Source organism: Sphingomonas hankookensis (assembly GCF_022664465.1).
GTDB classification, from domain to species: Bacteria; Pseudomonadota; Alphaproteobacteria; order Sphingomonadales; family Sphingomonadaceae; genus Sphingomonas; species Sphingomonas hankookensis.
This window is the reverse complement of the sequence record NZ_JAKREV010000001.1, coordinates 1,073,072-1,086,898: the sequence shown is the minus strand read 5'-3', so window position 1 is coordinate 1,086,898 and position 13,827 is coordinate 1,073,072. Positions and strand designations below refer to the sequence as shown.

Below are 13,827 nucleotides of genomic sequence, written 5' to 3'. Positions count from 1 at the left end.
CCATGGCCGCCCCGCTCAGCTTCCAGAAAATGATCCTGACGCTCCATGATTACTGGAGCGATCGGGGCTGCGTCATCCTGCAACCCTATGACATGCGGATGGGGGCGGGGACGTTCCACCCGGCGACCACGCTGCGCGCGCTGGGGCCGGAGCCGTGGAATGCGGCGTTCGTCCAGCCCTCGCGCCGGCCGACCGATGGGCGCTATGGCGAGAACCCCAACCGGTTGCAGCATTATTACCAGTATCAGGTGATCCTGAAGCCGTCACCGCCCGATCTGCAGGAACTGTATCTGGGGTCGCTGGCGGCGATCGGGATCGACTTCACGCAACACGATATCCGCTTCGTCGAGGACGATTGGGAATCGCCGACGCTGGGCGCGTGGGGGCTTGGCTGGGAAGTGTGGTGCGACGGGATGGAAGTCACCCAGTTCACCTATTTCCAGCAGATGGGCGGCTTCGATTGCAAGCCGGTCGCGGGCGAGCTGACCTATGGGTTGGAGCGGCTAGCGATGTACATCCAGGACAAGGACAGCGTGTACGACCTGGCGTTCAACGATGCCGGCGTGACGTACGGCGACGTGTTCCTCGAAAACGAACGGCAGATGTCGAAATGGAATTTCGAGGTCGCCGATACCGACGGGCTGTTCGACCTGTTCAGGAAGGCAGCGGCCGAGTGCGAGAATGCGCTGGCCAACGATGTGCCGATCGCGGCGTATGAACAGGCGATCGAGGCGAGCCATGTCTTCAACCTGCTCAATGCGCGCGGGGTAATCTCGGTCGCGGAGCGGCAGGCCTATATCGGTCGGGTGCGCGATCTGGCGAAGGCGTCGTGCGCCAAGTTTATCGAGACGCAGACGCCCGTGTGGCAGGCGAAATATCCGGGGTGGGTGGCATGACCGACTTTCTGCTCGAACTGCGGTCGGAAGAAATTCCGGCGCGGATGCAGGCGAAGGCTCGCGAGGACTTGTCGAAGCTGTTCGTCGGCGAACTGGCGAAGGCTGGGATCGCCGCGCCGCGGATCACGACCTATGCGACGCCGCGCAGGCTGGTGCTGATCGCGCACGACCTGCCCGAGCGGACCGAGGCGGTGCGCGAGGAAGTGAAGGGGCCGCGGGCGTCGGCGCCGCCGCAAGCGCTGGAAGGGTTTCTGCGCAAGACCGGGCTGACGCGCGAGGCGCTGACCGAGCGGGACGGCGTGTTGTTCGCGGTGACCGAGGTGCCGGGGCGCGAAACGGCGCAGGTGCTGGCGACGGCGATCCCTGCGATCGTGCGGGCGTTTCCGTGGCCGAAGTCGATGCGCTGGGGCGCGGCGTCGCTCAGCCCGGAAAGTCCGCGCTGGGTGCGGCCGCTCCAGGGGATCGTCGCGCTGTTCGGCAGCGACGTGGTGCCGTGCGAGGTCGCGGGCGTGACCAGCGGGGCGGTGACGCTGGGCCACCGTTTCCACCATGCGGGACCGATCACGATCGGGTCGGCGGCCGACTATGTCGAGAAGCTGCGGGCCTGCCATGTCATCGTCGATCAGGACGAACGCGCCGCGATCATCGCGGTGGGTGCCAAGATGGCGGCGCAGGGTGCGGGCTTGCGGCTGGTCGAGGACGAGGGGCTGTTGGCGGAGAATGCCGGGCTGACCGAATGGCCGGTGCCGTTGATCGGGCGGTTCGACGAAGCGTTCCTCGCCGTGCCGCCGGAAGTCATCCAGCTGACCGCGCGGGTGAACCAGAAATATTTCGTGTGCCGCGATGGGGCGGGGCAGTTGGCCAACGCGTTCGTCTGCACCGCGAATATCGACGCGGCGGACGGCGGCGAGCGGATCGTCGCAGGCAATGCCAAGGTGCTGGCGGCGCGGCTGTCGGATGCGAAGTTCTTTTACGAGACCGATCTGAAGACGCGGCTGGAGGACCAGTTGCCGAAGCTCGACAAGATCGTGTTTCATGAGAAGCTGGGGACGGTCGCCAACAAGGTCGAGCGGGTCGCGAAGCTCGCGCGGTGGTTGGTGGAGAGTGGCGTCGTTGGTGCGGAGATCCTCCCCGGCACGGGGAGGGGGACCGCCGGCGCAGCCGGTGGTGGAGGGGGGGCGCCAGCAGCGGTACCGCCTGCGGACACCCCCCTCCACCATCCTGCGGATGGTCCCCCTCCCCGTACCGGGGAGGATATGTCGCTCGCCGACATGGCCGAGCGTGCGGCACGTCTCGCCAAGGCCGATCTGGTCACCGGCATGGTCGGCGAGTTCCCCGAATTGCAGGGGCTGATGGGCGGTTACTATGCCGCCGCGCAGGGCGAGCCGTTTGAGGTCGCCGAGGCGGTGCGCGATCATTACAAGCCGGTTGGGCAGGGGGATGACGTTCCGACTGCGCCGGTGACGGTTGCGGTAGCGCTGGCGGATAAGCTGGATACGATCACACAATTCTTCCGCGTTGATTTGCAGCCAACCGGATCGAAAGATCCATTCGCGTTGCGGCGTGCGGCACTTGGCATCGTGAGTTTGGTTCGAACCAATCATCTCCGTCTTTCAATTGTGACGTCTTCTTTCATCGCGGCACTCGAGGGACTGGGCACTGGGTGGCCGGCACGAGATGCTCAGGCCGGAACGTTGCGCGAAACTATTGCGCAATTCGAACCGATAGCGGCACTAAAGGCTCTCGCTGCCTTGGCTCCGTCGCTTCCAAAGCCCGGTACTCCGAACCCAGAAAATTTTGAGAAGGCAGTTCGAGCCGCTGCGTCGGTTCGCGATTTCATGCTTGAACGTTTGGAGTTCGCCGAAAGAAGCGGTGGTGCACGGGTGGATTTTATCCGGGCAGCGGTCATTATTGATGGTGCCAATGCGCGCGAGGACGACCTCGTCCGCCTGCTCGCCCGCGTCCATGCCCTGCAAGCCTTCGTCACGACCGAGGACGGCGCGAACCTGCTCGCCGGGTACAAGCGAGCGGCCAACATCCTGAAGAAGGAAGCGCCGGGCTCCAGCAAGCATATCCCCGAAACCGGCGAGGAAGACCCGCTGGCGATGGTCGAGGACCCGGACTTCGCGCCCGTGGTCGCCGAACTGGCGCGGACCAACCGGGAAGCGCGGGACTATGATCGTGAACTGGCCGAGGCGGCGCTGGTCGCCGCGCTCGATGCCGCCGAGCCGCGCGCCGAAGCGGCGATCGACGCCGAGGATTTCGCGGGGGCCATGGCGGCACTTGCGTCGCTGCGCGCCCCGATCGATGCGTTCTTCACCGACGTGACGGTCAACGATGCCGACTCGCACAAGCGGACCGCGCGCCTCGCGCTGCTCGCCCGCGTGCGCGATGCGGTACACCGGGTCGCCGATTTCTCGAAAATTGAGGGCTGACCTGCCGGTTTAACCCGTTTAACGGGGCGTCAGGCGAATAGCCTTCGAATCGGATACCCCGTCGCGGCACGACCGCGTCGGAGAGCATGGGGACACGAGCATGACGCAGTATGTCTATCGCTTCGGCGGCGGGGTTTCGGACGGGGGGTCGGGCGACAAGGTGTTGCTGGGCGGCAAGGGCGCGAACCTTGCCGAAATGGCGTCGATCGGCTTGCCGGTGCCGCCGGGCTTCACCATCGCGACGACCATGTGCACCCGCTATTACGAAGAAGGGCAGACTTTCCCGGAAAGCGTGCAGGACGAGGTGAAGACCGGGATCGCCCATATCGAGGGGATCACGGGTAAGCGCTTCGGCGACGCTGCGGACCCGTTGCTGGTGTCGGTCCGCTCGGGCGCGCGCATCTCGATGCCCGGCATGATGGACACGGTGCTCAACCTCGGCCTGAACGACGACACCGTCGAGGGGCTGGCGAGCGTGTCGGACGATGCGCGTTTCGCGTGGGACAGCTATCGCCGCTTCATCCAGATGTATTCGGACGTCGTGCTCGAACTGGACCATGGCCGGTTCGAGGAAGCGCTGGAGATCGCGAAGGAAGATCGCGGCTATTATCTCGACACCGATCTCACCGCCGACGACTGGCGCGCGCTGGTGGCGCAGTACAAGGATATCGTGGTCGAGCTGTGGGGCAAGCCGTTCCCGCAGGACGTGCATGACCAGCTCTGGGGTGCGATCGGCGCGGTGTTCGGGTCGTGGCAGGCGGACCGGGCGAAGGTCTATCGCCGGTTGAACGACATTCCGGGCGACTGGGGCACGGCGGTCAACGTGCAGGCGATGGTGTTCGGCAACATGGGCGACACCTCGGCGACCGGCGTCGCCTTCACCCGCGATCCGTCGACCGGCGACAATGCCTATTATGGCGAATTCCTGATCAACGCGCAGGGTGAGGACGTGGTGGCGGGCATCCGCACGCCGCAGTACCTGACCACGGCAGCCCGCGCGGCGGCGAACGCCAAGCCGCTGTCGATGGAAGAGGCGATGCCCGACGCCTATGCCGAACTGGCTGCGGTGTTCGACCGGCTGGAGCGGCATTACCGCGACATGCAGGACATCGAATTCACGGTGCAGCAGGGCAAGCTGTGGATGCTGCAGACCCGGTCGGGCAAGCGCACCGCCAAGGCGGCGCTCAAGATCGCGGTCGACATGGCCGAGGAAGGGCTGATTTCGCGCGAGGAGGCGATCGCGCGCGTCGATCCGCAGGCGCTGGACCAGTTGCTCCACCCGACGCTCGACCCCGATGCCAAGCGCGACGTGCTGACCAAGGGGCTGCCGGCCTCGCCGGGTGCCGCCAGCGGCATCGCGGTGTTCGACAGCGATACGGCCGAGCGGCGTTCGAACGCGGGCGATGCGGTGATCCTGATCCGCACCGAAACCTCGCCGGAAGACATTCACGGCATGCACGCGGCGCGCGGCATCCTGACGGCGCGGGGCGGCATGACCAGCCACGCGGCGGTCGTGGCGCGCGGCATGGGCCGGCCGTGCGTGTCGGGTGCCGGCAGCATCTCGATCGATGCGAAGGCGGGCGTGATGAAGGTCGCCGGCCGCGAAATCCGCGAAGGCGATATCGTCACGATCGACGGCGCGACTGGCGAGGTGATGGCCGGTGCCGTCGCGACGGTGCAGCCCGAGCTGGCCGGCGATTTCGCCACGCTGATGGAATGGGCCGATGGCGTCCGTCGCCTGAAGGTCCGCACCAACGCCGAAACCCCGCTTGATTGCCGCACCGCGCGCGATTTCGGCGCGGAAGGGATCGGCCTGTGCCGGACCGAGCATATGTTCTTCGAACAGTCGCGGATCACCGCCGTGCGGCAGATGATCCTGGCCGAGGACGAGGCCGGTCGGCGCGTGGCGCTGGAGCGGTTGCTGCCCGAACAGCGCAGCGATTTCGTCGAGATTTTCGAGGTGATGGTCGGGCTGCCGTGCACCATCCGCTTGCTCGACCCGCCGCTGCACGAATTCCTGCCGCATGAAGAGGCCGAGTTCGCCGAAGTCGCGCAGGCGGCAGGGATCGAGGTCGAGCAGCTCAAGCGTCGTGCGAGCGAGCTGCACGAGTTCAACCCGATGCTGGGCCATCGCGGCTGCCGGCTGGGCGTGACCTATCCCGAAATCTACGAGATGCAGGCGCGTGCGATCTTCGAAGCGGCGGTGATCGTCGCGGAGAAGTCGGGCGAGGCCCCGATACCGGAGGTCATGATCCCGCTGGTCGGTACCAAGCGCGAGCTGGAGCTGATGAAGGCGGTGGTCGACAAGGCCGCGCAGGACGTGTTCGCCGACAAGGGGCGGACGATCGAGTATCTGGTCGGCACGATGATCGAACTGCCGCGCGCCGCGCTGAAAGCCGGTGAGATCGCCGAAGCCGGGCAGTTCTTCTCGTTCGGGACCAACGACCTGACGCAGACGACGCTGGGCGTCAGCCGCGACGATGCCAGCCGCTTCCTAGGCGCCTATGTCGAAAAGGGCATTTACGCGCGCGACCCGTTCGTCTCGATCGATGTCGAGGGGGTGGGCGAGCTGATCGAACTGGCCGCCGAGCGCGGGCGCAAGACGCGGCCCGACATCAAGCTCGGCATCTGTGGCGAGCATGGCGGCGACCCGGCGTCGATCGCCTTCTGCGAACAGGTCGGGCTCGACTATGTATCGGCCAGCCCCTACCGGGTGCCGATCGCCCGGCTGGCAGCGGCGCAGGCGGCATTGAAGAAGTGAGAAGCGTATGACGAACGATGCGGCACGGGTGACGAAGGACGGGTTCGACCGCATCGGTCCGTTCCACCCCGCGTTCGTCTGGGGCGCGGTGATCGTGCTCGACCTGATCATCGTCCTCGCCGTGCTGCTGGCGGTCACCAAGATCGGCGACAAGGTCGAGGACGTGGTGTTTCCGGGCGGGCCGGAATGGGTGACGTTCTGACGTAGCGCGACCCCGGAACGGATACGGGGTCCGTTCGGGAGTGTCGATTACCGACCCTTTGGCGCCCTCCGCGCAGGCGGGGGCCCAAGGCCCCCAGCGCAAGCGGTTGTCTGCGTGGCTCTGGACCCCCGCCTGCGCGGGGGTACGGTGAGTTCGCGGTTCAGTCCGACACCTTCACAGAAACATCGGCTCTAGTCAGCGTCCCGCTTTCTAACGCGCATCGAAGAAAAAGCGGGACCCCGGATCAAGTCCGGGGTGACGGATGGTTGTCCGGGCCTCACCCCCAGCGGCTGCGATGGTCGTCGTCATGGCCTTCGCGCAGCATCGCCGCCTGTTCGCGCCAGCGTTCGCTGTCGATCGTGCCGGGACGCAGGCGCAGATCGTCCTCCAGTGCGCGTTCGTCGGCTTCGCTGAGGTTTTCGATCGCGCGATAGGTCTTGATGCCGCGCTGGCCCAGCGCGTGTTCCAGATCGGCGTCGATGCCGCGGATGCGCGAGAGGTTGTCGCGACCCCAGCCGAAGAAGCCGCCGCCGCCGCCGCCGCTGCTGCTGGCGGTCGCCGCCGCGGTGGTGGTCGCTGCGGCAGCGGTCGCGGTGCCGCGTTCCTTGGCCAGCCGGTCGCGCTCGACCTCGACTTCGCGCAGGCGTTCGTCGCGGGCCTTCAGGTCGGTTGCGACTTCGGCGCGATAGGCCTTGTGCGCGGCTTCCTCGTCGCGGAACCGCTGCTTCCATTTCTTGCCGCCCGAAGAGGAGGCGAGGCCGAACAGCCAGCCGGCGAAGAGCAGGAGGGCCAAGACTGCGAACTGGGTCGGCGTCTGGAACAACATGGTCGGCGGGCCCCTATAATGGTTACGGGGCGATAACGGTCGGGGGCAGGCGGCGTTCCCGCCTGCCCCATCGGCTTACTTGCCGAACGCGTCGCTGATGCTGCAGGCCGCCGGACCCAGGATGACGACGAACAGCGTCGGCAGGATGAACAAGATCAACGGCACGGTCATGATCGCGGGCAGGCGCGCGGCCTTTTCCTCGGCACGCATCATGCGTTCGTTGCGGAATTCGGCCGAGAGGACACGGAGCGCGGAGGCGAGCGGCGTGCCGTATTTCTCGGTCTGGATCATGGTGGTCACCACGCCCTTCACCGCGTCGAGGTTGATGCGCAGCGCAAGGTTCTCGAACGCCTGCCGCCGTTCGGTCAGGAAGCCCAGCTCGATCGCGGTCAGCGAAAATTCCTCGCCCAGCTCGGGATAGGCCCGGCCCAGTTCGCGTGCGACGCGGTTGAAGGCGGCATCGACGGTCAAGCCCGCCTCGGCACAGATCACCAGCAGATCGAGCGCATCGGGCAGGCCCTTGCGGATCGCGTCCGACCGTTTGGTGATCTTGTTCTTCAGATAGATGTCGGGCGCCTTGTAGCTCAGGATAAAGGTACCCGCGACCAGTCCGTAGGCCTTCAGCGGCGACCAGTCGGCGAAGGTATCGGTGCCATAGACGATGTAGAGCATCGGCAGGCCGAGCACGATCGGCAGCACCAGCCGGCCGAAAATGACCGCGACCGCCCAGTCCTTCGACCGGATGCCCGCCTGCATCAGCTTGAGCTGCGCGACCTTCAGCTGCGAATCCTGCAGCACCTTCAGCGTCGACAGCAGGTCGCGGATGCGGTCGGTCGCCTCGTTCTTCTGCACCAGCTTCGCGCGGCGCTTGCTGGTCGATGCGGTGATGCCGGCCTTCAGCTGTTCGCGACGGTCGTTCAGTGCCTTGACCCGCCGCGTCATCGGATCGCGGCTAGTGGTGGCGACGTAAATCGCGAGCATGATCGACAACGCGGCGATGCCCGACAGGATCGTGGCGGCGTTGACGATATCGATACCCATCAGGGTCGGATTGGAGCTGGCCATCATCAAATCTCGAAATTGACCATCTTGGCCATGATGAACGCGCCGATCCCCATCCACAGCGCCCCCCCGAGGCCCGCGATCATCAGCCGCGGATCGACGAAGAAATTCTGCATATAGGTGTCGTTGATCGTCCAGATCATGCCGAACACGATGAAGGGCAGCGACCCGACGATATAGGCCGACGCCTTGGATTCGGACGACATCGCCTTGATCTTCAGCTTCATCTGCGACCGCTTGCGCAGCACATCGGCGAGGTTGGCGAGCGTTTCGGCAAGGTTGCCGCCGGTTTCGCGCTGGATGGCAATGGTGATGATGAAGAACTGGAATTCGGGCGTGCCGAGCCGGTCGCCGGTTTCCTGCAACGCGGCGTCGAGCGAGCGGCCGATCTTCATCCGGTCGCTGACCAGACGGAATTCCTCACCCACCGGGCCGTCGACCTCCTGCCCGACGACGGTCATCGTCTCGGTGATCGGCAGGCCGGAGCGCAGGCCCCGGACGAGCAGTTCGATCGCGTCGGGGAATTTGGCGGTGAAGCGGGCGATGCGCTGCTTGATGAAGAAGCTGACCAGGAAATGCGGCAGGCCCATGCCCATCACGAGGCCGAGCAGCAGCGCGAGGATCAGCGGCAACCCCTTCAAGGCAAGGAACGCGGTGACGACGACGATGATGCCGAGCGTCACCTTGCCATATTGCGACAGCGTCCAGTTGCGGCCGGTCTTTTCGAGGCGGAGCTTCAACTGTTCGACATTGGGCAGCAGCCGGGCGGCGGCGCGATCGCCCTTGGTCGTGCCGCGGTTGCCGATGCGGCGCATCTGCGCCTCCATCGCCGTCGAACTGGCGGCGGAGGCATGGCGTTCGCGCACCGCGAGCAGGCGGCGGTTGCGCGCCCGCTCGCCCGAGGGCCCCGAAAAGGCAAGGACGACGAGGACGAGCGTCATCGCCGCGCCTATCGCCAGCAGCAGGATCGGCAGCATGTCCATCGCCCGGCCCGCGCCCTACTTCTTGGCCCGGGCGGGCAGACGCGCGCGCAGCCCGGCGATCTTGCCGATCAACGACGTGCCGCCGCCGGCCTTGCCTTTACCCTTGCCCTTGGCGGCGGCATCGTCGTCGCAATTGTCGCTGAGCTGGCACAGTTTACGCGCGATGTCGCTCAGCGGGGCGACCGCGCGATTGCCCTTGCCGGCTTCGGCCATCGGCTTGCCGAGCTTCGCTGACTGTGCGGCCAGCTTGCCGTCATGGTTGATGACGAAGTCGAGCTTGCGTTCGATCGACCCTTCGAAATCCTTGCGGCTGATTTCCTGGCTGACCGCGGGTTGCAGCTTGTTGGCGACCAGCAGCACGGTGACGTGCGAGGCGTTCGACCGGAACCACGACAACAGACGGATGGTGTCGCGTGCCGCCGCCAGCGTGAGTTCGGTGACGATGACCGCGGTGCGGACTTCCTCGATCAGATGCGGGTGGTTGACCAGCATCGCCCGCGGCAGGTCGACGATCGTGCATTCGAACGCCGCGCGCATTTCCTCCTGCAATTGATAGAAGGCACTGCCGTCGGTCTGGATCGGGGCGTTGATCGGCGCTTCGGCCGACAGCACCGACAGCCGTTCGCCCGCGCGCACCATCGCGCGTTCGATGAACAGCCCGTCGATGCGGCTGGGATTTTCGATCGCGTCGGTCAGCCCGCGGCCGGGTTCGAGGTCGAGCCCGAGCGCGCCGGTGCCGAAATGGACGTCGAGGTCGAGCAGCGCGGTGCTGCGCTGTTCCTGTTCGCCCATCAGCCATGCGAGCGAAGTGGCGATGGTCGACGCCCCCGCGCCGCCGCGCGTGCCGATGACGGCGATCGCGCAATGCGGCCGCTCGACGCTCGCCTCGGCAGCCTTCGGCGCGTTCAGCAGCGCCTGCGCCTGCGCGATCGATTCGCGCACCATGTCGGGGTTGAGCGGCTTGAGCAGGTAGTCGTGGATTCCGCTGGACAGCAGGTCGCGGTACAGGCGGACGTCGTTGACCTGACCGGTCGCAATCACGATCGTGCCGGGTTCGCAGACTTCGGCGAGGCCGTTGATGTCGTTGAGCGGATCGCCCGATTCGGACAGGTCGACGAACAATACGTGCGGGCTGGCGGAGACCGACAGCGTCTGCACCGCGTTGCGCAGGCCGCCCTTCATGATCTTTTCGACCGGCCAGCCATGGCCGCCCGCGACGCCGCGCAGCGTCTCGGCCGAATTTTCGTCGCAGACGAAGGCGACGAAGGGATCGCGCTGGGCCGTGCGGGCGAGATTGAACGGGGCGTTCATTACTTGTTGCCTCCCCCGCTGCCGGCGCTGCCGACCGACGAACTGACCTGTCCGCCATTGCCGCTGGGTGCGGCGCGGCGCAGGGCGCCGACCGCCTTGGTGTTGACCATCGTATCGGTGGTGTCGGCATTGCCGCGACCGAGGACGAGGTCGCCCGGACGGGCGATCATCGCCGCGAGGTTGGAATTGGTCGCGCAACCGAAGTCGGACGAGGTGTGCGCGCCGAAATTGGGCTGGTAGGTGCGCGAATTGTCGGGGCATCCGGGCACGCTTGCCGCCATGCGCGACACGACGATGCGGACGGTGCCGGGTGCCAGCGCGCCGGGGGTCGGCGGGACCGCGTCGGCGAGCAGCAGGCCGACGCGCGCGGCTTCGGCGGCCACGTCGCTGCGGACCGCGTCATCGCCGCTGCCACCGTCGTCGACGCCGATCTCGTCGCCATAGCGCAGGCGCATCGCCTCCAGCCATCCGGCAAGGCGGGCGCGTTCGCCCGGTGCCAGCCCGGCGGGACCGGCGGCGACGTCGAACGAATAGGCGGACCGGGTAACGACCGGCTGGTGGACCGATTCGACGCCGCGATTGGGCGTGCCGGTGCAGCCGGCGATGCCGATCGCGGTGCCGAGCGTGAGGATACGGAGGAGGGTCATCGGAACGTGCCTCACTGGATGCTGAAGCCGGGCGCGGCGGGCTTGGGATCGCGGCCGCGCTTGCGCGGGGGCTGCGGGACGGGGTCGGCACCGGCGGCAGGGGCCACCGGGACCGGCGCGGTCAGGCCGACCGCGGGCTGGACCGGCGCGGACGGGGCCATGGTCGGCACCGGGCGCGGATCGGGGCGACGCTGTCCGGACAACTGGCCCATCAGCACCCGCTCGACGTCGCCGGGGCTGGAATAGGCGTCGGTGGGCAATGCGATCCGCGACTGGCTGTCTACCGGCTTCACCAGATAGGGGGTGATGACGATGACCAGCTCGGTTTCGTTGCGGGTAAAGCCGTTCGAGCGGAACAGCGACCCCAGGATCGGCAGGTCGCCGAGGCCGGGCGCCTTGTCGATCGAATTGTCGTGGCTGTTCGACAGCAGCCCGCCGATCATCATGCTCTGCCCCGACCCCAGCTCGACCGTGGTTTCGGCCCGGCGGGTGGACAGCGCGGGGACCGTCGTGCCGTTGATCTGCACCGCGCCCGCCGCCGACAGCTGCGAAACTTCGGGACGGACGCGCAGCGAGATGCGGCCGTCGGCCAGCACGGTGGGCGTGTAGGCGAGGCTGACGCCGTACTGCTTGTATTCGACCGACACTGCGCCAAAGCCCTGGCTGATCGGGATCGGGATTTCGCCACCCGCCAAGAACGAACCGGTCTCGCCCGAAAGCGCGGTCAGGTTCGGATTGGCGAGCGTCGTGACCTGTCCGATACGCTCGCCCAGATCGAGCGCGCCGAGCAGTTCGAGGCCGAGCAGGCGTCCGGCGAGGTTGAGCGTGGTGCCGTTGGTCGCCTTGGTCGGGAAGCCGAACAGCGTGCCGCCGGGGCGTCCCCCTGTCGGAAGGATCGTGGGATCGCCCGGCGTGCCCGGAATGGTGGTGATCGTGCCCTGCCGCCCCTGCGCGATGCCGAACAGGAAACCGCCCGAATTGTCGCGCGACGTCAGGTTGACGCCGATATTCTTGACGAAGTTGCGGCTGACTTCGGCGATGCGGACCTGCAGGTTCACCTGCAGCGGGGTGGCGAGCTTCAGCCGGTTGACCACCGCGACTTTCAACGCGGCATTGGGGTCGGTGGTGGCGACGCCCGGGTTCAGCAGCGACGTAACCAGCCGTTCGGCCTGCGCGCTGTCGGCGGGCGACGCGATCGTGCCGTTGATGACCGCGATCTGGCCGACCGTGATCACGCGGATATCGGCTTCGGGCATCGCCGCTTTCAGCATACGGTCGAGCGAAGTCAGGTTCTGGCCGACGCGGACATTGGCCGAATAGACAACGCTGCCGCCGGCGCTGGTGGCGAAGATGGTCGCTTCGCCATCGGCCTTGCCGAACAGGTGGATCTGGCGCGGGTTGCCGACATAGACGTCGGCGACCGTGGGGTTCGACACCCACACGTCGGCGACGTTGCTGGGCAGGGTGATCAGCTCGCCCTGGCCGATCGACAGCTGCACATCGGTGGACGGGCGCATCGTGCCGGCGGGCGTGCCGACGCGTGCGGCGCGGACGCCGCCAGTGCCCGGCGCGGCGACGGCCGGTGCCGCCGATCCCGCGACCAGCGCGATCGACAGCGTCGCCGCCACCGACCGGTGAAAGAGCTTCAGACCGCGCATCACTTGTTCCCCCCGACCGACACAGCGGTCACATCATTTCCGCGGGTGATCCGCACGACCGGCCCGGTCGGTACCGCCGGTGCGGCGGGCGCGCCCGGCGTCGACGTCGTCGTCATGGTACCCGGTTCGCCCGATGGTCCGGAGGACGTCCCGCTGGCTTTGCCGGGCACCGAGCTGCGCTGGAACCGTGAGACGTCGGCGCCGGTCGAGAAGGTCGAGCTGCCATCCACCGGACGGCTCGCGATCTTTTCGAGGGCAGCCTTTTCGGCCTTCGCATCGCCATTGGCGGGCAGCTGTACGTCGCCGCTGGCGATCGCTTCCTCGAGTTCCGAACGATTGTCGGCGATGGAGCGCAGCGACAGCGACAGCGTGCCGACGGTCTGCGCCACCGCGATCTTTTCCGCGATGCGCGGCGTCGCCTCGACCGTGACGGTCGAATAGGTCGATACCAGCGTCTTGCCCTGATCGTCGGTATTCTTGTCGGTGCGCTGATCGGTCGCCAGCACGCGCAGGTTGCGCAGGAACGTTTCCGACGCCTTGAGCGGCGGACCGTCGCCGCCGCCGGCCACGGTCTGCGTCAGCACCAGGTCGACACGGTCGCCCGGAAAGACGAACCCCGCGACCGCGCTCTGCGCCGACACCGGCACCGTCACCGCGCGCATCCCCGGACCGAGCGCGGCGGCGAGGAAGCCACGGTCGCCCGGCTTCACCAGCGCCCCCTGCGTGATCGGCTGGCCAGCGGGAATGCCGAAGCGGACGACGGTGCCGACCAGGTTGCGCGATTCCGGCATCGATTCGAGGAAATAGGCGTTTTCCACCAGTTCCTTCGGCCATGGCTGGAACCGCAGTGCGGTCGCGTCGATAATGGTGCCGACCGGCAGCGCCTTGGTCGCGACCATGACGCGCGGGCCGTCGACCGGTGCTTCGACCGTCGTCGCCGCGGCGATCGGGGTGGAGGCGCCCGACATCAGCGTGCGCGCCATGAATGCGGTAATGCCCGCTACCACCAGCGCCCCAATCAGCAGGAACAGTTTGCGAGAGTCCAT

At 66.9% G+C, this 13,827-nt stretch carries 11 protein-coding genes; 4 read left to right on the top strand and 7 right to left on the bottom strand.

Annotated features, from left to right (window positions below; all coding sequences use genetic code 11):
- The first annotated feature begins 29 nt into the window (after window positions 1-29).
- The 4 genes from MF610_RS05010 to MF610_RS04995 all read left to right on the top strand — a co-directional run bounded on the left by MF610_RS05010 (window position 30) and on the right by MF610_RS04995 (window position 6,294).
- Entirely contained in the window at window positions 30-896 is an 867-nt protein-coding gene (locus MF610_RS05010; RefSeq protein ID WP_242193610.1) for a glycine--tRNA ligase subunit alpha, read from the top strand.
- On the top strand, window positions 893-3,331 hold the full coding sequence (glyS, locus tag MF610_RS05005) for a glycine--tRNA ligase subunit beta (protein ID WP_242193338.1): 2,439 nt from the start codon (window positions 893-895) through the stop codon (window positions 3,329-3,331). Before MF610_RS05010 ends, glyS begins: the two co-directional genes overlap by 4 nt.
- 100 nt (window positions 3,332-3,431) lie before the next feature.
- A complete protein-coding gene (gene ppdK, locus MF610_RS05000) occupies window positions 3,432-6,092 on the top strand; it encodes a pyruvate, phosphate dikinase (protein WP_242193333.1) in 2,661 nt (886 codons plus the stop codon).
- Between the two features lie 7 nt (window positions 6,093-6,099).
- On the top strand, window positions 6,100-6,294 hold the full coding sequence (locus MF610_RS04995) for a hypothetical protein (RefSeq protein WP_242193329.1): 195 nt from the start codon (window positions 6,100-6,102) through the stop codon (window positions 6,292-6,294).
- Window positions 6,295-6,571: 277 nt separating this feature from the next.
- Here the strand turns inward: MF610_RS04995 and MF610_RS04990 are convergent, their stop codons facing one another.
- From MF610_RS04990 to cpaB, 7 genes are all read right to left on the bottom strand, one after another.
- On the bottom strand, window positions 6,572-7,087 hold the full coding sequence (locus MF610_RS04990) for a hypothetical protein (protein WP_242193327.1): 516 nt from the start codon (window positions 7,085-7,087) through the stop codon (window positions 6,572-6,574).
- 108 nt (window positions 7,088-7,195) lie between these two features.
- Window positions 7,196-8,185, bottom strand: a complete 990-nt coding sequence (locus MF610_RS04985; protein ID WP_380870637.1) for a type II secretion system F family protein — start codon at window positions 8,183-8,185, stop codon at window positions 7,196-7,198.
- A 2-nt stretch (window positions 8,186-8,187) separates the two neighbouring features.
- On the bottom strand, window positions 8,188-9,165 hold the full coding sequence (locus MF610_RS04980) for a type II secretion system F family protein (RefSeq protein WP_242193320.1): 978 nt from the start codon (window positions 9,163-9,165) through the stop codon (window positions 8,188-8,190).
- Window positions 9,166-9,180: 15 nt separating this feature from the next.
- Entirely contained in the window at window positions 9,181-10,476 is a 1,296-nt protein-coding gene (locus tag MF610_RS04975; protein WP_242193319.1) for a CpaE/TadZ family protein, read from the bottom strand.
- Window positions 10,476-11,123 (bottom strand): CpaD family pilus assembly protein, encoded by a 648-nt coding sequence (locus tag MF610_RS04970; protein WP_242193318.1) that lies wholly within the window; start codon window positions 11,121-11,123, stop codon window positions 10,476-10,478. Before MF610_RS04970 ends, MF610_RS04975 begins: the two co-directional genes overlap by 1 nt.
- Before the next feature lie 11 nt (window positions 11,124-11,134).
- A complete protein-coding gene (locus MF610_RS04965; RefSeq protein WP_242193315.1) occupies window positions 11,135-12,781 on the bottom strand; it encodes a type II and III secretion system protein family protein in 1,647 nt (548 codons plus the stop codon).
- On the bottom strand, window positions 12,781-13,827 hold the full coding sequence (gene cpaB / locus MF610_RS04960) for a Flp pilus assembly protein CpaB (protein WP_242193313.1): 1,047 nt from the start codon (window positions 13,825-13,827) through the stop codon (window positions 12,781-12,783). Before cpaB ends, MF610_RS04965 begins: the two co-directional genes overlap by 1 nt.